19 protein-coding genes are annotated in these 18,794 nt (G+C 59.6%); 15 read left to right on the forward strand and 4 right to left on the reverse strand.

The window, feature by feature from the left end; translation table 11 throughout:
* Positions 1-139: 139 nt before the first annotated feature.
* From LOY28_RS26380 to LOY28_RS26400, 5 genes are all read left to right on the forward strand, one after another.
* A complete protein-coding gene (locus tag LOY28_RS26380; protein WP_019581394.1) occupies positions 140-1,351 on the forward strand; it encodes an MFS transporter in 1,212 nt (403 codons plus the stop codon).
* Between the two features lie 157 nt (positions 1,352-1,508).
* Complete coding sequence (locus LOY28_RS26385) at positions 1,509-2,435, forward strand: DUF72 domain-containing protein (protein WP_258612735.1); 927 nt, start codon at positions 1,509-1,511, stop codon at positions 2,433-2,435.
* Positions 2,432-3,229, forward strand: coding sequence for an endonuclease/exonuclease/phosphatase family protein (locus LOY28_RS26390; protein WP_018925674.1), 798 nt, complete (start codon positions 2,432-2,434; stop codon positions 3,227-3,229). The genes LOY28_RS26385 and LOY28_RS26390 overlap by 4 nt, the downstream gene beginning before the upstream one ends.
* Positions 3,226-4,512, forward strand: coding sequence for a cardiolipin synthase ClsB (gene clsB / locus LOY28_RS26395; RefSeq protein WP_064620680.1), 1,287 nt, complete (start codon positions 3,226-3,228; stop codon positions 4,510-4,512). The genes LOY28_RS26390 and clsB overlap by 4 nt, the downstream gene beginning before the upstream one ends.
* On the forward strand, positions 4,509-5,495 hold the full coding sequence (locus LOY28_RS26400; protein ID WP_258612736.1) for a lysylphosphatidylglycerol synthase domain-containing protein: 987 nt from the start codon (positions 4,509-4,511) through the stop codon (positions 5,493-5,495). The genes clsB and LOY28_RS26400 overlap by 4 nt, the downstream gene beginning before the upstream one ends.
* A gap of 42 nt (positions 5,496-5,537) precedes the next feature.
* Here LOY28_RS26400 and LOY28_RS26405 read toward each other — a convergent pair whose 3' ends face one another.
* From LOY28_RS26405 to LOY28_RS26415, 3 genes are all read right to left on the reverse strand, one after another.
* Entirely contained in the window at positions 5,538-6,296 is a 759-nt protein-coding gene (locus LOY28_RS26405; protein ID WP_019581399.1) for a S9 family peptidase, read from the reverse strand.
* The gene (locus LOY28_RS26410) at positions 6,286-7,395 is read right to left on the reverse strand and encodes a DUF3182 family protein (RefSeq protein WP_111454182.1); all 1,110 of its coding nucleotides are present in this window, start codon (positions 7,393-7,395) and stop codon (positions 6,286-6,288) included. The genes LOY28_RS26405 and LOY28_RS26410 overlap by 11 nt, the downstream gene beginning before the upstream one ends.
* Positions 7,396-7,604: 209 nt before the next feature.
* Complete coding sequence (locus LOY28_RS26415; protein ID WP_258612737.1) at positions 7,605-8,600, reverse strand: GlxA family transcriptional regulator; 996 nt, start codon at positions 8,598-8,600, stop codon at positions 7,605-7,607.
* 101 nt (positions 8,601-8,701) lie between these two features.
* Here LOY28_RS26415 and LOY28_RS26420 point away from each other — a divergent pair, with 101 nt between their 5' ends.
* The 10 genes from LOY28_RS26420 to LOY28_RS26465 all read left to right on the forward strand — a co-directional run bounded on the left by LOY28_RS26420 (position 8,702) and on the right by LOY28_RS26465 (position 18,093).
* Positions 8,702-9,250: a cysteine hydrolase family protein gene (locus LOY28_RS26420; protein WP_258612738.1), complete on the forward strand. Its 549-nt coding sequence runs from the start codon at positions 8,702-8,704 to the stop codon at positions 9,248-9,250.
* A 280-nt stretch (positions 9,251-9,530) separates the two neighbouring features.
* Positions 9,531-10,112 carry a YjfI family protein gene (locus tag LOY28_RS26425; RefSeq protein ID WP_086945165.1) on the forward strand — a complete coding sequence of 194 codons (582 nt, stop codon included), beginning with the start codon at positions 9,531-9,533 and terminating at the stop codon, positions 10,110-10,112.
* A gap of 24 nt (positions 10,113-10,136) precedes the next feature.
* Positions 10,137-10,835: a PspA/IM30 family protein gene (locus LOY28_RS26430; protein ID WP_007933675.1), complete on the forward strand. Its 699-nt coding sequence runs from the start codon at positions 10,137-10,139 to the stop codon at positions 10,833-10,835.
* 247 nt (positions 10,836-11,082) lie between these two features.
* Positions 11,083-11,646, forward strand: coding sequence for a rhomboid family intramembrane serine protease (locus LOY28_RS26435; protein ID WP_111454180.1), 564 nt, complete (start codon positions 11,083-11,085; stop codon positions 11,644-11,646).
* A 71-nt stretch (positions 11,647-11,717) separates the two neighbouring features.
* Complete coding sequence (locus LOY28_RS26440) at positions 11,718-12,752, forward strand: ion channel (RefSeq protein ID WP_258612739.1); 1,035 nt, start codon at positions 11,718-11,720, stop codon at positions 12,750-12,752.
* Positions 12,739-13,413: a YjfK family protein gene (locus LOY28_RS26445; RefSeq protein WP_258612740.1), complete on the forward strand. Its 675-nt coding sequence runs from the start codon at positions 12,739-12,741 to the stop codon at positions 13,411-13,413. Before LOY28_RS26440 ends, LOY28_RS26445 begins: the two co-directional genes overlap by 14 nt.
* A gap of 14 nt (positions 13,414-13,427) precedes the next feature.
* The gene (locus tag LOY28_RS26450) at positions 13,428-13,856 is read left to right on the forward strand and encodes a DUF350 domain-containing protein (RefSeq protein ID WP_007933682.1); all 429 of its coding nucleotides are present in this window, start codon (positions 13,428-13,430) and stop codon (positions 13,854-13,856) included.
* A 19-nt stretch (positions 13,857-13,875) separates the two neighbouring features.
* On the forward strand, positions 13,876-14,604 hold the full coding sequence (locus tag LOY28_RS26455; RefSeq protein ID WP_018925662.1) for a DUF1190 domain-containing protein: 729 nt from the start codon (positions 13,876-13,878) through the stop codon (positions 14,602-14,604).
* A gap of 12 nt (positions 14,605-14,616) precedes the next feature.
* Entirely contained in the window at positions 14,617-15,774 is a 1,158-nt protein-coding gene (locus tag LOY28_RS26460; protein ID WP_086945160.1) for a glutathionylspermidine synthase family protein, read from the forward strand.
* Positions 15,775-15,894: 120 nt separating this feature from the next.
* The gene (locus LOY28_RS26465) at positions 15,895-18,093 is read left to right on the forward strand and encodes an OsmC domain/YcaO domain-containing protein (RefSeq protein WP_258612741.1); all 2,199 of its coding nucleotides are present in this window, start codon (positions 15,895-15,897) and stop codon (positions 18,091-18,093) included.
* 173 nt (positions 18,094-18,266) lie between these two features.
* Here the strand turns inward: LOY28_RS26465 and LOY28_RS26470 are convergent, their stop codons facing one another.
* Positions 18,267-18,788 carry a single-stranded DNA-binding protein gene (locus LOY28_RS26470; RefSeq protein WP_007933689.1) on the reverse strand — a complete coding sequence of 174 codons (522 nt, stop codon included), beginning with the start codon at positions 18,786-18,788 and terminating at the stop codon, positions 18,267-18,269.
* Between the last annotated feature and the right edge of the window lie 6 nt (positions 18,789-18,794).

Raw genomic sequence — 18,794 nt, forward strand, 5'->3', positions numbered from 1 at the left:
GCTCCCTCGCCACAAGGTTTAATACCAGCCGTGAGATATTTGACCTGCACGCAAATATCAAATGCCCATCCCTGTATTTTTCCGCACGCCCCAAACCCCGACACTGCGCTCCATCAATCAATCCACCGGAGTTGCAGCCATGCCCATTGCCTTGCTGGCGCTGACCCTTAGCGCTTTCGCCATCGGGACGACGGAGTTCGTCATCGTTGGCCTGTTACCCACCATCGGCGCCGACCTCGGCGTCAGCCTGCCGTCCGCCGGTTTGCTGGTCAGTTTGTATGCACTCGGGGTGGCCGTCGGCGCGCCGGTGCTGACCGCCCTCACCGGCAAGGTCCCGCGTAAATTGCTGCTGTTGTCGCTGATGGTGCTGTTCACCCTCGGCAACTTGTTGGCCTGGAAAGCGCCGAGCTACGAGTCGCTGATCATTGCGCGGATCGTCACCGGCCTGGCCCACGGGGTGTTTTTCTCAATTGGCTCGATCATCGCCACCAGCCTGGTGCCTAAGGAAAAAGCCGCCAGCGCGATTGCCATCATGTTCACCGGCCTGACTGTGGCGCTGGTCACTGGCGTGCCGCTGGGGACGTTTATCGGTCAGCATTTCGGCTGGCGTGAAACCTTCCTCGCGGTATCTGCACTGGGTGTGATCGCCTTCATCGGCAGCCTGCTCTACGTACCGAAGAACATCGCCCACAGCAAACCGGCTTCGCTGTTGCAGCAGTTGCAAGTGCTCAAGCAACCCCGCCTGTTGTTGGTGTATGCCATGACAGCGGTCGGCTACGGCGGCTCGTTCATCGCCTTCACCTTTCTGGCACCGATTCTTCAGGACATTGCGGGCTTCAGCGCCAGCACCGTCAGCCTGGTGCTGCTGGTGTACGGCATCTCGGTGGCCGTCGGCAACATCTGGGGCGGCAAGCTGGCGGATAAACGCGGCCCGATCGGCGCCCTGAAAATCATCTTCGCCCTGCTCGCCGCCGTACTGTTCGCACTGACCTTCACCGCCGCCAATCCATGGCTGGCCCTGGCCACTGTGCTGGTCTGGGGTGCGGTGGCGTTCGGTAACGTGCCGGGGCTGCAGGTGTATGTGGTGCGTCAGGCCGAACATCACACCCCGCATGCGGTGGACGTGGCGTCGGGCCTGAACATCGCGGCGTTCAACCTCGGCATTGCCGGTGGTGCGTGGGGTGGTGGTTTGATCGTGGCGCATATGGGCCTGATCCATACCGCGTGGATCGGTGGCCTGGTGGTGTTGGTGGCATTGGCACTGACCGCCTGGAGTGGTCGTCTCGATCGATTGGGTCCGGTGTATGCCGAGCCGGCTGAAGGTTCGGCCCGGATCGTCGCCGGGCACTGATAGATCAAAAGATCGTAGCCTTCGGCAACTCCTGCACGCCTGTGGGAAGCTGCCGAAGGCTGCGATCTTTTGCTTTTACCGTCCGTAGCCCCGTCGAAACTTTCTCGCACGCCTGGCAGTCATCAAAAGACAGGGCTGTCCGAGGATGGGAGGCGACATGGCGGCGATTCATATCGGCATTTCAGGCTGGCGCTACACGCCCTGGCGGGGAGGCTTCTACCCGAAGGGGCTGACCCACAAACGCGAATTGCAATTCGCGTCACGGGCAGTCAACAGCATCGAAATCAATGGATCGTTCTACGCCCTGCAACGGCCCGAACGTTACGCCCAGTGGTACGCCGAAACCCCGGCGGGCTTCGTGTTCAGCGTCAAGGCGCCGCGCTTCATCACCCACATCAAGCGCTTGCGGGAGATCCATAAACCCCTGGCGAATTTCTTCGCCTCCGGAGTGTTGGAGCTCAAGGAAAAACTCGGCCCGATCCTCTGGCAGTTTCCGCCCAGCTTCAAATTCGACCCGGAGCTGTTCGAACACTTTCTTGAACAACTGCCCCACGACACCGAACAGGCCGCCGCCCTCGCCCGCCAGCACGAACCACGTCTGAACGGTCACGCCAGCATGAAGGCCTACGGCAAAAAACCGGTGCGCCATGCCGTGGAAATTCGCCACGAAAGCTTCGTCGATCCGGCCTTCGTCCGGCTGCTCAAACGCTACAACACCGCGTTGGTGATTGCCGACACCGCCGGCAAATGGCCGTACCGCGAAGACCTCACCAGCGATTTCGTCTACCTGCGCCTGCACGGCGCCGAAGAACTCTACGCCAGCGGTTACACCCCTCAAGCGCTGCAACGCTGGAGCGAGCGGATCGAGGCCTGGCATCACGGCCAGCAACCGGCAGATCCGCAATTGATCGCGCCCCGGCAAAAACCCAAGACTCGCAGATCCCGGGAAGTGTTCTGCTATTTCGATAACGACATCAAAGTCCGCGCGCCCTTCGATGCCCGCCACCTGCTTGAGCGTTTGCATCTCGACAAAGACCTGGTCACGGCCCCCGGCGAGCCGGTTGCCGAAGGAGCGCTGCCATGAGCATTCCCGAACCGGTCGGCGGAACGGATGAACAGCAACCCATCATCAATGCCGTGAGCCGCTTCACCGTGCTGACGGTCAACACCCACAAGGGGTTCACCGCACTCAATCGGCGCTTCATCCTGCCCGAGTTGCGCGAAGCGGTGCGCAGTGTGTCCGCCGATGTGGTGTTTTTGCAGGAGGTCCACGGCACCCACGAACAGCATCCCCAGCGCTACAACAATTGGCCGGCGATGCCCCAGTACGAATTCCTTGCCGATAGCCTGTGGCCGCAATTCGCCTACGGGCGCAACGCGGTCTACCCGGCGGGCGATCACGGCAATGCACTGTTGTCGAAATTCCAGATCATTCGCCACGACAACCTCGACGTGTCCATCAGCGGCCATGAAAACCGTGGAGTCCTGCATTGCGTGTTGCGGATGCCCGGCGATGGCCGGGAAGTGCATGCCATTTGCGTCCATCTGGGTCTGCGCGAAAGCCACCGGACGGCACAGCTCAAGCTGCTGATCCGACGCCTGGAAGAGTTACCGCAAGATGCCCCGGTGGTGGTCGCCGGCGACTTCAACGACTGGCGCCAACGCGCCGATGCGTTGCTCAAGCCTTGCGGTTTGCGTGAGGTCTTTGCCGAGCAGCATGGCAAACCGGCGCGCAGTTTCCCCGCGCGTTTGCCGGCGTTACGCCTGGACCGCATCTACGTGCGCCATCTCAAGGCCAGCCATCCACAAGTACTGGCGGCACGCCCCTGGTCACACCTTTCCGACCATGCGCCCCTGTCGGTGGAGATCGAGTTATGAGCAGCCCATCGATGGAAAAAACCACGGTCGAACACGTCTCCCCTCCTCCCCCCGTGCGCGAGCCTGCGGTGACTGAAGTTGAATACGGCTGGCACGGTAACAACCGGGTCGAGTTGCTGGAAAACGGTGAGGCGTACTTTCCACGGGTGTTTGAAGTGCTGCGCCAGGCCCAGAGGGAAATCCTCCTGGAAACCTTCATTCTGTTCGAAGACAAGGTCGGCAATGAGCTTCAACAGATCCTGATTGAAGCGGCGCAACGCGGTGTGCGTATCACGGTCAGTCTCGACGGCTTTGGTTGTGGCGAACTGAGTACGGCGTTCCTCGCCGCCCTGAGCAACGCAGGCGTGCACCTGCAAATATTCGACCCTGCCCCGCGTCACCTGGGCATCCGCACCAACTGGTTCCGCCGTCTGCACCGCAAGATTGTGGTGGTCGACGGCACGATTGCGTTCCTCGGCGGGATCAATTTTTCCGCCGACCATCTGGCCGACTTCGGCCCCGAGGCCAAGCAGGATTATTCGGTTGAAGTGCAAGGCCCGGCAGTGGCCGATATTCATCATTTCGCCCTGCTAAAAAGCGGTCGACCGGCTCGGGCCAAATACTGGTGGCAGCGCCGCCGGCAGCGGCACGCTGAACTGGCGGTCAGCGATCATGACGGTCAGGTGCGGCTGGTGTATCGCGACAACGCAGAACACCCAAACGATATCGAAGAGGTGTATTTGCAGGTGCTGCGCAGTGCCCGGCGTCGCGTGGTGATCGCCAATGCCTACTTCTTTCCAGGCTATCGGCTGCTGCGCGAGATTCGCAATGCGGCACGCCGGGGGGTCGAGGTGCGCCTGATTCTTCAGGGACAACCGGACCTGCGGGTGGCCAGGCTCGCCGCGCGCATGACCTACGATTACCTGCTGCGGGCCGGGGTGGTGATCTACGAATATTGCGACCGCCCCCTGCACGGCAAAGTCGCCCTGGTCGACGAGGACTGGAGCACTGTCGGCTCAAGCAACCTAGATCCGCTGAGCCTGTCCCTGAACCTGGAAGCCAACGTGCTGATCCGCGACCGTATCTTCAACCGCGATCTGTACGAGCGTCTCGACGAGTTGAGCAGCAACCATTGCAAGGTCATGTCGGTGGACACAGCCCCTCGCGGGCGGATCTGGGACATGACCATCGGCTTTCTGGTGTTTCACTTCCTGCGGCATTTCCCCGCATGGGCCGGTTGGTTGCCGGCGCATAAACCGCGCCTGAAGCCCTTCATCCACCCACCCGGGAGCGCCAAGGCATGAGCCATTCCGAAGCGCAGCCTGCGTCGCACTCCGACACGCCGGGCAAACACCACTGGCACCGCTGGAAAAGGCCGCTGACGATGCTGTTTTTCCTGGCGCTGATCGTATTGTTCACGATGCTCGCCCAGCGCATCGAATGGAACGAAGTGTTCGATACCCTGGCTGATTTCAAAGCACGCACGTTGATCATTGCGTCAGGTGTGACCCTGGCAAGCTTTCTGGTCTATGCCTGTTTCGACCTGATCGGGCGCACCTACATCCGGCAGAACCTGACTTGGCGGCAGATCCTCCCGGTGGGGATCATCAGCTATGCCTTCAACCTCAACCTGAGCGCCTGGGTCGGCGGCGTCGCCATGCGTTATCGGCTGTATTCGCGGCTCGGCGTGAGCAAAGGCAACATCGCAAAAATCCTCGGGCTGAGCCTGGCGACCAACTGGTTCGGCTACATGGTGATTGCCGGCGCGGTGTTCAGCAGCGGCCTGATGCGAATGCCGCCGGGCTGGAAAGTGAGCAGCAATGCACTGCAGGACGTGGGGATTTTGTTGCTGTTGTTGAGCATGGGATATCTGGCGGCCTGCCGGTATTCCAGGCGCCGGAAATGGTCGGTTCGCGGCGTAGATATCATTCTGCCGTCGCTACGCATGGCAATCCTGCAACTGGCCCTCGGCGCACTGAACTGGGCGCTGATGGCGGCGGTGATCTTCACGTTGCTGCCGAGCAAACTGGACTATCCGCCGGTGCTTGGTGTGTTGCTGATCAGCGCCATTGCCGGGGTCATCACCCATATCCCGGCCGGGCTCGGTGTGTTGGAGGCGGTGTTCGTGGCGCTGCTGCAGCACGAAGTATCGCGGGGCAGCCTGGTGGCGGGGTTGATCGCTTATCGGGCGATCTATTTCATTCTGCCGCTGCTGATAACCGTGGTGATGTACCTGGTGGTGGAAGCCAAGGCCAAGTCGTTGCGGATCTCGAAGAAACCTCGGTGAGATGTGGTTTGCCCGCGAACGACCGCAAGACCACCGCCTCTCTCAACTCGATTGAATGATGCTCAACCGCTCACCCACCACCATCTCGGTGATCCAACCCACCAGGATCGAGGTGTACGCCTGCTGCGAAACCGGGTCGCTCAAGGCGTGATCCGCACCATCGATGATCCGGTGAGTCAGCGAGTGAGTCTGTTGGCACGCGGCGCGGTAACTCATGATCGTCGCATGGGGCACATAGGCATCGGTCTCGGACTCCACCAGCAACACATCCCCGGTGAATTGCGAGCAGGCGTGCAACGCGCGATTGCTGTCGGCGCGCACCAGCGTGCCGCGATAGTCGCGCAAGTCGGCTTTGTCCAACTCACGCTTGGGCGTGTGCCACAAGTCGTCGCGATACAACGCCGGCACCCGCAGCGCCAACCAGCGCACCGGACGCAACGTCGTCAGGATCGCCGCCAGATAACCGCCATAACTGGTGCCGACCACCGCGATCGCAGAGGTGTCGAGCGCCGGGTGGGCGAGCAAGCGGTCGTAGGCTGCCAGCAGGTCGCGCAGGTTGTCTTCGCGGGTGACCCTGGACAACGGAATGCCGGTCCCGCCGGTATGGCCACGCAAGTCGAACGTCAGGCACACACAACCCAACCCGGCAATGCCTTTGGCCCGCTCCAGGTCGCGCTCCTGGCTACCGCCCCAGCCGTGGACGAAAAGCACCCCCGGGACTTTCGATTTGGGGCTTAGGAAGGTCCCGCTCATCTGTTCATCGTCGATGTCGATCTGAATGGTTTCGCTTCTAGCCGTCATAGGATTTGACCGTCACGTACTTGAGAAGAAAATCACTGTGTTCCGCCGGCCCGCGGTACACCTCGATAGCGTTCGCCGGCAGCGTTTGATCGCTATAGGTTTCGACCGACGACACGCGAATCGCACGCAGGCCGGGGTCGTTGACGAAGCTCTGCAACGCTGCGACTTCGGCGCTGCTGGCACCGCCCAAACGCCAGGATTGTTCGAGCACGCCGCTGCGTTGTCGGCCGTTGCAGTCCAGCCCCTGGGCGATGTCGTAGTTGCGCCGCGAAGCATAGAAACCGGGGTAGGCTTCATCCGCCGCACTGTCGAATACCTGTGCCTGCTGGATCGCCAGCCTCACGTCATCCGGCAGTTCCAGCGCCAGCAGGTCCTCGTAATAACCCTGCACCACCAACAGATTGGACCCTCCATAAACCTGCTCGCCCTGAGCGTCTTCGGTCAAGTATTGATCACCGCAATAACTCAGCACTTTGTCGCCGATGAAGCTTTGGCCGACGCTGTGGGTGATCACCTCGGTCAAGTCCTGTTCCAACACCACGCCTTCGGTGAACAGTGTCTTGGCCTCGGGGCGAGCGAGGATGGCGTCGAACTGGTCGAGGCTCTTGATCACTTCCTGACCGCGTCCGGCGCAGGCGTGAATAGGCTTGATGCGGATCGGGCCGCTGTAGAGCAGGTGCTCCGCCGCCGGGCGCGCATCGTCCAGGGAGAACACGCTGAGGCCATCGAGCACGACGCTGCGCACCCGTTCGCAAAACAACGTTGCCCAGCCTTCGGGCGCGAACGCATAGCGGTTCAACAGCCCATGACTGATGGCTTTGGTGCAGATGAAATCGTGGTCGACGTAACCGCCCCACAAATCCTCCGGCCCTTTGACGCCCAGCTTCCGGGCGATAGCGGCGCCCACCAGCGTCTGGGTCGGCAACAGATAGCGGTCACGACCGCTGTGCAGTTGCGGGTCGTAACTGCCGCCGTATTCGAGCCCGACGATCTGCGCCAGCCAACGAGCCAGCGCCCGATTGGTTTCAACTTCGTGCAGCGGGGCATCGGGCCGTACCGAATGGGCGAGTACCAGTTTCTTGCGATTTGTTGGGGTCATGCGTCCCCCTTCAATCTGCGTTGGATAAATGTAGCTGGAGGGGTGCAGGGATCAGGCCAATGGCGGCTGATGAAGAACGACTGTTAAATCAGCCGGTTGCCCAGACAGTAATGGCATTACGCCTGTTTGATTATGCACGACGCCCTTCAGGACTCCGGCATTTTGCACGACTCAAACCTCCCACATTTTCTTGATCTGGCGTGCTCTGGCTACCGGGCCACAACAGCTGGCGGCGTCACGCCAAACCGCGTCCGGTAATCACTCGGCGCCAGCCCGGTAATCTTTTTGAAGGTCGCACGAAACGCACTCGGGTCCTGATAACCCACGGTCCAGGCAATGTGATCAATGGTGCCGTTGGTGAATTCGAGCATCTCGCGCGCCTTGCCGACGCGCAGGTGCTGGCAGTACTCGGTGGGTTTCAACCCGGTCGCCGCGCGGAATCGCCGCAGGAAGGTGCGCTCTTCCAGCCCCGCCCGTTCGGCCATTGCCGCCAGCGAGACATCGACCGCCCCGGTGCTTTGCAGCCAATGCTGGACCTTGAGAATCGAGGCATCGCCATGGCTGAGAATCGGTGAAAAATTACTGCCGCATTCGCTCGCGCTGTCGCTGTGCTCCACCACCAGAAAGCGTGCCGTGCTAGTGGCAATGCTCGGCCCCAGCAAGCGGTTCACCAGCCGTAACCCCAGCTCTGACCAGGCCATCAGCCCGGCGGTGGTAATCAGATCGCCGTCATCGACGATGGGCGTGTCAGCCTTGAGCTTGATCGCCGGGTAACGCTCGGCGAAGGCTTTGGCCGAGGTCCAATGAGTGGTGGCGCTACGGCCGTCGAGCAGGCCGCTTTCAGCCAACAGGATCGACCCCACGCAAACCCCGCCCAACGTCGCACCACTGGCGTGTTGCTGACGAATCCAGCGGATCAGCCCTTGCGATGCCTGGCCCGCGGAAAAGCCGCCAATCGACGGCGGGATCAACACCGCGACCAACGCTTCGGCCGGGCCGGGTTGACTGTCATAGACCCGCTCTGGCACCTGATCGCCCTCGACCCGCCAATGGCTGATCCGCAACAACGGCAACTGCGCCGTCTGATGCTCGGCGGCAATCCGGTTGGCCACCCCGAACAGATCCGTCAGCCCATGCACCGCCGCCATCTGCGCGCCGGGATAGATCAGCACGCCCAATTCGACGACTGCCCTTTCTACGCCCATTGTCAGTTTTCCCCCTTCTATTGTCGGTGCGGCCAATCCTCGGACGGCCTGCAGAACCTGATACTTGAATCACACCCAACAAGCACTTCGAGGAAACACTCATGGCCAAGCAAGCACTCATCGTAGTCGATATCCAGAACGACTACTTCCCCCAGGGCAAGTGGCCTTTGGCGGGCGCCGATGCCGCCGCAGACAACGCTGCACGGCTGATCCAGGCCTTTCGCGAGGCCGGTGACGCGGTGGTGCACATCCGCCACGAATTCACCTCCGACGCCGCGCCGTTCTTCACCCCGGGCTCCGACGGCGCGAAGCTGCACCCCAAAGTCCTGAACCGCGCCGATGAACCGGTGGTGCTCAAGCACTTCGTCAACGCGTTCCGCGAAACCGAACTCAAGGCCATCCTCGACCAGCAAAGTATCGAACACCTGGTGGTCGTCGGCAGCATGAGCCACATGTGCATCGACGGCGTCGCCCGTGCCGCAGCGGACTTCGGCTACACAGTCACGGTGATCCACGACGCCTGTGCCACCCTCGACCTGGAGTTCAACGGCGTCACCGTCCCGGCCGCCCATGTGCATGCCGCGTTCATGTCGGCTTTGGGTTTTGCCTATGCCAGCGTGGTGTCCACCGATGACTTTCTGGCTGGTTAGATGAGAAGCTCGTTCCACAGGATTGCGCTTAACTGATCGGAATCATGTTGCTTCCCTTCTTTTTCATACACCTGCGCAACCGTCGAAAAAATCTCACGCGTGAGCTATTGAGGGCTGCAAAAATAGCCTGTAGTGTTATCACGCGTGAGTTTTTCACAACGGGATCAGCACCATGAAAAGCAGCTCTCCATCAGATCCGCCTACCGGGTCTGTTACCGATTCAGCGAGCCGCAAAGGAGAGCGCTCGAAACCCTCCGCAAAAAAACCATCGAGCTTCTACATGAAGCAGATGCGCGCGGGCCTGGGTGCCGCCGGCTATGTGAAACACGAGACTTGGGTGCTTCCCGAAAATCGAAGCCTGCTCAAGCAGATGGAGAAACAGCTACGCCAACCGATTCTGGCTGGCTCATTCATGTCGGAGAATTACATGAGCGCAGGTAATAACTGGAACATCGATCGCCTCTACAGCGCCCTCCAGGCCCTCGACGAAGTGGTTGCGAACGAAATCACCCTCTCCCTCGTTCAAGGCTCCGAATCCAGCATCAAGCTGGAAATGAACGATTTCGGTGGCTTGCCGATTTACATCGCGGTGGTTGGCGATCAGATCATCGTCGATACGGTCCTGGTCGATGTCGAATCGATCAACAACGTCCCGGCCTTCAACGATGCCGTTCTGCGCAGCCGGGAAATGTTCCCGCTGTCCTCGATCGGTATCGAGTCCATGCCCAACGGGCAGGTCGTTTACAACATGTTCGGCGCGCTGAGCTCCGACTCCAGCCTGACCAACGTCGTGACTGAGATCAAAACCCTCGTCGACAACGTCCAGCGCGCCAGCGAAGCCTTTGAACGCTTCTTCAATTAATTATTCGGGAACAGGATATATCCAATGACTCAGTCCATCTGGAGCAAATTGTTCACCGCGCTGCGTGGCGGTGCCAACGAAGTCGGCGAATCGATCGTCGACCAACAGGCCCTGCGCATTCTCGACCAGGAAATTCGCGATGCTGACAGCGCGCTGGCCAACGCCAAGCGTGAGCTGGTCACCATCATGGCCAAGCACAAACTGTCGGCTGACCGCGTCAGCGAGTACAACGCCAAGATCAAGGACCTGGAATCCAAAGCCCTGGCCGCGATCCAGGCCAACCGCGAAGACTTGGCACTGGAAGTGGCCGAAGCCATTTCGACCCTGACCAATGAACTGGATGTCGAGCAAAAGCAGGCCACCGAATTCGGCGGTTACGCCGACAACATGCGCAAAGACATCACCAAGGCTGAAAACCGCATCAAAAGCCTGCGCCAGCAAGTGGACATGGCCAAGGCTCGTGAAAGCGTACAGAAAGCCCAGGTCAGCGCCTCGATTGCCAGTGGCGGCGCCAACGGCAAGCTGGAAACCGCTGTCGGTACACTGAACCGCCTGCAGGCCAAGCAGCAGCAACGCGCCGCTGAACTGCAAGCCCAGGACGAACTGGCCGATGCGTCGACCGGCACCGACCTGGAGCGCAAACTGCGCGAAGCCGGCATCACGCCGGATGAAGGCAGCGCCAATGCGATCCTGGAACGCCTGAAGAAAAAATCGGCCGAGTAAGCAATACCCCAGCAGAATGGGCATTCATTGCCCTGATGCCAGTCAGTCAAGTGCACTGACCCTGTGGCGAGGGAGCTTGCTCCTGCTGGGCCGCGAAGCGGCCCCTCTTATCCCCAAAAAGATGGGACTGCTGCGCAGTCCAGCGGGAGCAAGCTCCCTCGCCACAACTTTACTCAGTGCTTGTTCTATCTCTTAACTGGCAGGCATTAATTGATCGCCCTTCTTTACTGCCGAGTCGAGGTCAAGGATGGATGCCCTGAAGGGTTTCAAGACAATCGCTGGCCTGGCCATCTTCATGGTTGCGCTGCAACTGCTCAATGTGGCGACCGGCTACAGCCTTAACGCCTTCGGCCTGGTTCCGAGAACCTTGCACGGACTGGTCGGCATCATCACCTCGCCTTTCTTGCACACATCCTTTGCGCACCTGAGTGCCAACCTGATTGCCTTTTTGATCCTCGGTACCCTGGTCATCGCCGAAGGGCTCAACCGGTTCATGGCCGTCAGCGCTATCATCATTTTGCTGGGCGGTTCGCTGATCTGGCTGTTCGGTTTTGCCGGCGTGCATATCGGTGCCAGCGGCTGGGTGTTCGGGCTGTGGGCGTATCTTCTTTCGCGCGCCTGGTTCCAGAGGAGCTGGAGCAACCTGATAACGGCCAGTGTCGTGGCCCTGCTCTATGGTGGGCTGATTGTTGGCTTCCTTCCGCGCCGGGGCATTTCCTTCGAAGGGCATATTTTTGCTGCAATCGCCGGGTATATTGCAGCCAAGGTACTGTTATCTACGCCGCGCAGCAGGTTTAATGCCGCCCGGTAACCACACTCGAGCACTTAGATGCCCGAGCGATTACGTCGCCAGGAATGAGCCCCCAAGGAGTCAGGGATGTAATGTCGATTTTCCTTTTATTGCGCGCGTACGCGGCGTCCTTCTTCCATCGCTTCGGCTGGGCCGGCCTGGCCATTGCGCTGGGCGTACACCTGACCACAGCCTGGCTCGGCCTGGTGCTTCTGGGCGAACAACACCTCATCGCTCCCGCCACGTTCACCTACTTCTATCTCACCACCACGCTCACCGTCGGCTACGGCGATCTTGCGCCACAGACAGCCGCGGGACGGATTTTCGTGGCTACCTGGGTCATGCTCGGGGGCATTGCGCTGCTGACGGCGGCCATCGGCAAAACCACCAGCAGTGTCATCGATGTATGGAGAAAAGGCATGAAGGGTAAAGGCGATTTCACCGGCAAGGTCGGCCATACCGTTCTCATCGGCTGGGAAGGCGCGTCCAGTGAGCGGGTTATTGAGTTGCTGCTGCAGGACGAAACGTCCAATGACAACCTGATCGTCATTTGCGATTGCGACCTCGAAGAAAACCCCATGCCGGGCAAGGCCGCCTTTATCAAAGGTGAAAGCCTGTCATCTGCCGCGCTTTTGCTGCGTGCCGGCGTGCCTGGCGCCGAACGCGTACTGGTGCGTACCCATTCAGACGATCTGACCCTGGCCACCGTGCTGGCGGTCAATCAACTGAGCCCGGTCGGGCATGTGGTCGCCCACTTCAATGAAAGTGAAATCGCCGCGCTCGCCAGCGCCTACGCGCCCAGCCTGGAATGCACCTCAAGCATGGCCATCGAGATGTTGGTGCGCGCCTCCCAGGATCCGGGCTCGTCAGTGGTCATCAATGAATTGCTGTGCGTGGGCCAAGGCGCCACCCAATACCTGATGAGACTGCCCGAAACCTTTGAAGCAACGTTCGGCGATCTGTACGCACAGATGAAAGAACACCACAACGCGACCCTTATCGGCTACCGCGCCAAAGGCGCCCGACAGCCTTCAATCAACCCGCCCGGCGCCACTCGCGTCAAGGGCGGCGAACTCTTCTACATCGCCTCCACTCGCCTCAAGGAAATCACCAATGGGATGGTTTAAACAGTTGCTGGGGCTTGAGGCCCCGAAAGCGAATACGGAATCGAAATGGACAGCCAACGACAACCTGCCAGTCAGCGGCCCGCTCGGCCTGGCATTGGGTAAAGAGGTTATGTTCGACACCACCCTGAAGCTGCTGCTCGACGGCAACACCACCGTGACCATCCCTGGCTCCCAACAGATCTGGAGCGCCGGCACCGTCGATCTCGGGCAGTCGAACTGGTTGTCGCGCTACTACATGAACGACGAAGACTACTGGCTGCAAGTGCACACCACCGGCGACATCGCCGGGCAGGTCGAGTCGGTGATCCTGTTCAACTACCTCAGTTACGTCACCATCAACAGTGAAGCGGAGCTGCGGCGGCTGGCCGGCCCTCAAAGCCTGATCGGGCTGCCGATCTACACCCTCAACGGTGTCGAATACACCCGCGAATGGGGCACCGAGAACGGCCAGACCGAACTGGTGCCGTTGAGCGAACACCTGAAGAATCCGGACGAAACATACAGCATCCAGCACTGTTCGATGTTGTACGTCCGCGAAACCGGCCTGACCGATCGCCGGGAATTCCTGCTGTTTTCCGTTGAAGAAGACGCCGAAGGCACCATCAGCTTGAGCACTTCGCTGGGTATTTCGCTGTACACCACCGACCTGAACACTTTTTAAAAAGGAAGAAGTCCATGCTTGAAGCGCTCTCTATCTCCCTGAACAAAGCCGCCGTGCTCGGGTTTGTTTTGTACATCCTCGGCGCTGCCGTGCTGTTCGCGCTGTTCCAGTTCATCTACACCCGAATCACACCGCACCGGGAATTCGAATTGATTCGTGCGGGCAACGTTGCGGCCGCCATCGCCCTGGGCGGCGCCATCATCGGATTCGCCATTCCGGCCAGCAATGTGATTGCCTACTCGATCAGCATTCTGGACTTCGTCGTCTGGGCGGTGATCGCCGCTTTCGTACAGCTGCTGGCGTTCCTGGTGACCAGCCTGGTGCTCAAAGGCGCCTCTGAACGCATCAAGAAAGGCGAAATCGCAGCGGGTATCTATGTCGCGGCAGTGGCCATCAGCGTCGGCATGTTGAACGCCGCGTGCATGACCCCTTCCCAGAACTGATTGCGCCACGGAGATTGCGATGAAACGAAGCAAGTACGTTCAGCTCTCGCTGGCGGCATCGGTCGCCATGGCCATATCAGGCTGCGGGCCGACGGAAAAAACCTACGAGATACACAAAAAGTACAATTTCCAGTCCGTTCAGCAGTGCGCCGATGAAAAGCTCCCGGTCGACATCTGTTCTGACGCCTATATGAAGGCCATGGCCCAGCATCGAAGCATTGCGCCGGTGTACGACAACCAGGCTGATTGCGACGCCGACTTTGTCGCCGACTGGTGCCAGCAGGATTCCGCCGGCAAATTCATCCCCAAGCTCGGCGGCTTCGAACTGAGTGCCGATGGCGAGGTGACGCAGTCCGAAGTGGACGCGGCCAAGGCTAAATTGCCCGCATCGGAAGCGAATGCCGCAGGGTCGGGTTTCTCCGGCAGTAGCCTGCTGACCGGGCTGCTGATCGGCAACATGCTCAGCAGCAACCGCAACAGCTACTACTCCGAACCGGTCTACCGCTATCGCGATGATCGCGGTGACTACTCGTCCTCGACACTCAGTCAGCGGGTATCGTCAGGTTCAACCTTCAACAGGTCCAATCAGGCGCGCTACGGCAGCAGTGGCAGTTACACCGACACCATCACCCGCAGCAAGCCGGTGTCCGTTGCATCGTCCACCTCCCGCGGCGGGTTCGGCAGCCAGGCCAGCGCACGCAGTGGCTGGGGTGGATCAGGCAAGAGCTTTGGCGGTTCGAGTAGCTAAGGGAACAAGGCCATGAAGAAAATCCTCTGCGCAGAGCGTCATGACTGGAAACAGACCGCCGAAAGCCTCGGCTTCCTGTTCCATACCATCGACGACGAACCCTATTGGGACGAGAGCGCGTACTACCAGTTCACGCTCAAGCAGATCGAGAACGACCTCGAAGACCCGACCACCGAAGTTCATGAGATGTGCATGGACCTGGTGGCGCGAGTGGTGCAAAGCGAAGAGTTGTTGGAGCGCCTGAGCATCCCCGCGCCGTTCTTCGACATGGTTCGCACTTCATGGCTCGAAGGCCACCCGCACCTGTATGGGCGCATGGACTTCTCCTACAACGGCAGCGGGCCAGCCAAGCTGCTGGAACTCAACTACGACACGCCGACCAGCCTGTATGAGGCCGCGGCGTTTCAGTGGGGCTGGCTGGAACAATGCATCGAGCGTGGCTTGCTGCCCAGGCACGCCGACCAGTTCAACAGCATCGACACCAAGCTGCATCAGGCTTTTGCCCAACTGCAGCTCAAACAGCCCTTCTATTTCGCCTCGATGAAAGACTCGGTCGAAGACAAGGGCACCACCGATTACCTGCGCCTGGTCGCGGAAAAGGTCGGCATCGAATCGCGGCACATCGACATCGAAGACATTGGCCTCACCAGTGACGGACGTTTCGTTGACCTCGAAGATCGCTGGATCCCTCACCTGTTCAAACTGCATGCCTGGGAGTTCATCTTCCACGAACCCTTCGGCGCAGCGATTGCCCAGAGCGATACGCAGTTTTTCGAACCGCCCTGGAAATCCATCATCTCCAACAAGGGCATCCTGCCGCTGCTGTGGGAGTTCAACCAAGGTCACCCAAACCTGCTCGCGGCGCACCTGGACTCCGACCCGAGTAAAGCGGTGCCCAAAGGTTGGGTGCGCAAGCCATTCTTCTCACGGGAAGGCGCGAACATTGAGCTGCAAACTGCCGATGGCCTGATCGTAAAAGAGGACGGCCCCTACACTGATGCGCCGTTTATCCTTCAGGAGTTTGCCCCGCTGCCGAAATTTGGCGACAGCTACACGCTGATCGGTTCCTGGGTGATCGGGGATCAGGCAGCCGGCATCGGCGTGCGTGAGGACAACAGTCTGATTACCAAGGATTCGAGCCGGTTCTTGCCGCATCTGATACTCGACTGAGCCCTCCATCGCCCACTAAAAAGGACTGGTGTCGACATATCGTCAGACACCCACAAGACTTACTGCGCAAATGCCGGATAATGGCGGCCATTCGTTTAGCCGTTATTCTGGTAATCCCCCATGGAAATCAAGGTCAACTTTCTCGACAACCTGCGACTTGAAGCCAAGTTCGATGACTTCACGGTGGTGGCCGATCAACCTATCCGCTACAAGGGCGATGGCTCGGCACCGGGTCCGTTCGACTACTTCCTGGCTTCGTCGGCGTTGTGTGCGGCGTATTTTGTGAAGTTGTACTGCAACACGCGCAATATCCCCACGGATAACATCCGCCTGTCGCAGAACAATATTGTTGACCCTGAAAACCGCTACAACCAGATTTTCAAGATCCAGGTCGAGTTGCCGGCGGACATCTCCGACAAGGACCGCCAGGGCATCCTGCGCTCCATCGACCGATGCACCGTGAAGAAAGTGGTGCAAGCCGGGCCTGAGTTTGTGATCGAAGAAGTGGACAACCTCGACGCCGATGCCCAGGCGTTGCTGATGCCTGCTTCCAGCTCAGAGGCGAGCACCTATATTGCCGGCAAGGATCTGCCGCTGGAGCAAACCATCGCCAACATGTCGGCCATTCTGGCGGACCTGGGCATGAAGATTGAAATCGCCTCGTGGCGCAATATCGTGCCCAATGTGTGGTCGTTGCATATCCGCGATGCGCACTCGCCGATGTGCTTTACCAACGGCAAGGGTGCGACCAAGGAAGGCGCGTTGGCGTCGGCGTTGGGCGAGTTTATCGAGCGACTCAACTGCAACTTCTTCTACAACGACCAGTTCTGGGGCGAAGACATCGCCGACGCAGCGTTTGTGCACTACCCGGACGAACGCTGGTTCAAGCCTGGCCGTAAAGATGCACTGCCGACCGAAATCCTCGACGAGTACTGCCTGAAGATTTACAACCGCGACGGCGAGCTGCGTGGTTCCCACCTGATCGACACCAACTCGGGCAATGAAGAGCGTGGCATCTGCTCGCTGCCTTACGTGCGCCAGTCCGACGGCGAGGTGGTGTATTTCCCGTCCAACCTGATTGAAAACCTGTTCCTGAGCAACGGCATGAGTGCCGGTAACACGCTGGCCGAAGCCCAGGTGCAGTGCCTGTCGGAGATTTTCGAGCGCGCGGTAAAACGCGAAATCATCGAAGGTGAATTTGCCCTGCCGGATGTGCCGGCTCACGTGCTGGCGAAGTACCCCGGAATACTGGCCGGGATTCAGGCACTGGAAGAGCAAGGGTTCCCGGTGCTGGTGAAGGATGCGTCCCTGGGAGGTGAATTCCCGGTGATGTGCGTCACGTTGATGAACCCGCGTACCGGCGGGGTGTTCGCCTCGTTCGGCGCGCACCCGAGCCTGGAAGTGGCGCTGGAACGCAGCCTGACCGAATTGCTCCAGGGCCGCAGCTTCGAAGGCCTCAACGACCTGCCCCAGCCGACGTTTGAAGGTCATGCGGTGACCGAGCCGAATAACTTCGTCGAGCACTTTATCGACTCCAGCGGCGTGGTGTCGTGGCGCTTCTTCAGCTCAAAATCGGATTACGAATTCGTGGAGTGGGACTTCTCCGGCCAGGGTGAAAACTCGAATGCCGAGGAAGCCGCGACCTTGTTCGGCATTCTCGAAGGCATGGGCAAAGAAGTGTACATGGCGGTCTACGAGCATATCGGTGCAACGGCCTGCCGTATCCTGGTGCCAGACTATTCGGAAATTTATCCAGTAGACGATCTGATCTGGGATAACACCAACAAAGCGCTGTTCTTCCGCGCCGACATCCTGAACCTGCATCGCCTGGACGAAGAGGAACTGCAAGCGCTGGTTGAGCGCCTGGTGGAAAGTGAACTGGACGACTACACCGACATCACCACCTTGATCGGCATCGAATTTGACGACAATACCGCCTGGGGTCAGCTGACGATTCTGGAGTTGAAGCTGCTGATTTATCTCGCCTTGCAGCGGTTTGAAGAGGCGAAAGAAGCGGTAGAAATGTTCCTGCAGTACAACGACAACACGGTTGAGCGCGGCTTGTTCTATCAAGCCGTGAATGTGGTGCTGGAGATGAAACTGGACGAAGACCTGGAACTGGAAGACTACGAGGCCAACTTCCGCCGGATGTTTGGCAACGAGCGGATGGATGCAGCGATCGGATCGGTAGATGGCAGCGTGCGCTTCCATGGCTTGACGCCGACCAGCATGAAACTGGAGGGGCTCGATAGGCATTTGCGCTTGATCGAGAGCTACAAAAAACTGCACATGGCGCGGGCCAACATGACCGCCCTGTAGGAGCCGGCTTGCTGGCGATCCAGGCGCCGCGGTTAACCAGGCAAACCGAGTTATCGTTCATCGCCAGCAAGCCGGCTCCTACAATATGGTGCGCAAAAGAAAACCCCCGACCAGTCAAGAGGACTGATCGGGGGTTCCAGACCTAAACTTTACAAAAAAGTCTCAGGTAAGTCCTAGAACGGAATATCGTCATCAAAGCTGTCGAAATCCGGAGCCGGTTGCGGTGCGGCCTGCGGAGGAGCCGGGCGCGACTGTTGCGGTGCCGACTGCTGCGGACGCGGAGCCTGCTGGCGTGGGGCTGGAGCGGATTGCTGGTAGTTATTGCCCCCGCCTTGTTGGTCGCCCTGCTGTGGACGGCCGCCCAGCAGTTGCATGGTGCCTTGCATGTCGACCACGATTTCAGTGGTGTAACGCTTGATACCGTCTTTTTCCCACTCGCGGGTCTGCAGCTTGCCTTCGATGTAGACCTGCGAACCTTTACGCAGGTATTCGCCGGCGATTTCGGCCACTTTGCCGAACATCGAAACACGGTGCCATTCGGTCTTCTCGACCTTCTGACCGGTTTGCTTGTCGGTCCACTGTTCGCTGGTCGCCAGACTCAGGTTGGTCACGGCGTTACCGTTAGGCAAGTAGCGAACTTCGGGATCCTGGCCGCAAGTGCCGACCAATATGACTTTGTTAACCCCACGGGCCATAACGTT

Origin of the sequence: Pseudomonas sp. B21-017 (assembly GCF_024749245.1) — a bacterium.
GTDB lineage: Bacteria > Pseudomonadota > Gammaproteobacteria > Pseudomonadales > Pseudomonadaceae > Aquipseudomonas.

Coding starts and splice junctions, on each gene's coding strand:
- LOY28_RS26380 (WP_019581394.1), top strand. CDS start 140: ATGCCCATTGCCTTGCTGGCGCTGACCCTTAGCGCTTTCGCCATCGGG.
- LOY28_RS26385 (WP_258612735.1), top strand. CDS start 1,509: ATGGCGGCGATTCATATCGGCATTTCAGGCTGGCGCTACACGCCCTGG.
- LOY28_RS26390 (WP_018925674.1), top strand. CDS start 2,432: ATGAGCATTCCCGAACCGGTCGGCGGAACGGATGAACAGCAACCCATC.
- clsB (WP_064620680.1), top strand. CDS start 3,226: ATGAGCAGCCCATCGATGGAAAAAACCACGGTCGAACACGTCTCCCCT.
- LOY28_RS26400 (WP_258612736.1), top strand. CDS start 4,509: ATGAGCCATTCCGAAGCGCAGCCTGCGTCGCACTCCGACACGCCGGGC.
- LOY28_RS26405 (WP_019581399.1), bottom strand. CDS start 6,296: ATGACGGCTAGAAGCGAAACCATTCAGATCGACATCGACGATGAACAG.
- LOY28_RS26410 (WP_111454182.1), bottom strand. CDS start 7,395: ATGACCCCAACAAATCGCAAGAAACTGGTACTCGCCCATTCGGTACGG.
- LOY28_RS26415 (WP_258612737.1), bottom strand. CDS start 8,600: ATGGGCGTAGAAAGGGCAGTCGTCGAATTGGGCGTGCTGATCTATCCC.
- LOY28_RS26420 (WP_258612738.1), top strand. CDS start 8,702: ATGGCCAAGCAAGCACTCATCGTAGTCGATATCCAGAACGACTACTTC.
- LOY28_RS26425 (WP_086945165.1), top strand. CDS start 9,531: ATGAAGCAGATGCGCGCGGGCCTGGGTGCCGCCGGCTATGTGAAACAC.
- LOY28_RS26430 (WP_007933675.1), top strand. CDS start 10,137: ATGACTCAGTCCATCTGGAGCAAATTGTTCACCGCGCTGCGTGGCGGT.
- LOY28_RS26435 (WP_111454180.1), top strand. CDS start 11,083: ATGGATGCCCTGAAGGGTTTCAAGACAATCGCTGGCCTGGCCATCTTC.
- LOY28_RS26440 (WP_258612739.1), top strand. CDS start 11,718: ATGTCGATTTTCCTTTTATTGCGCGCGTACGCGGCGTCCTTCTTCCAT.
- LOY28_RS26445 (WP_258612740.1), top strand. CDS start 12,739: ATGGGATGGTTTAAACAGTTGCTGGGGCTTGAGGCCCCGAAAGCGAAT.
- LOY28_RS26450 (WP_007933682.1), top strand. CDS start 13,428: ATGCTTGAAGCGCTCTCTATCTCCCTGAACAAAGCCGCCGTGCTCGGG.
- LOY28_RS26455 (WP_018925662.1), top strand. CDS start 13,876: ATGAAACGAAGCAAGTACGTTCAGCTCTCGCTGGCGGCATCGGTCGCC.
- LOY28_RS26460 (WP_086945160.1), top strand. CDS start 14,617: ATGAAGAAAATCCTCTGCGCAGAGCGTCATGACTGGAAACAGACCGCC.
- LOY28_RS26465 (WP_258612741.1), top strand. CDS start 15,895: ATGGAAATCAAGGTCAACTTTCTCGACAACCTGCGACTTGAAGCCAAG.
- LOY28_RS26470 (WP_007933689.1), bottom strand. CDS start 18,788: ATGGCCCGTGGGGTTAACAAAGTCATATTGGTCGGCACTTGCGGCCAG.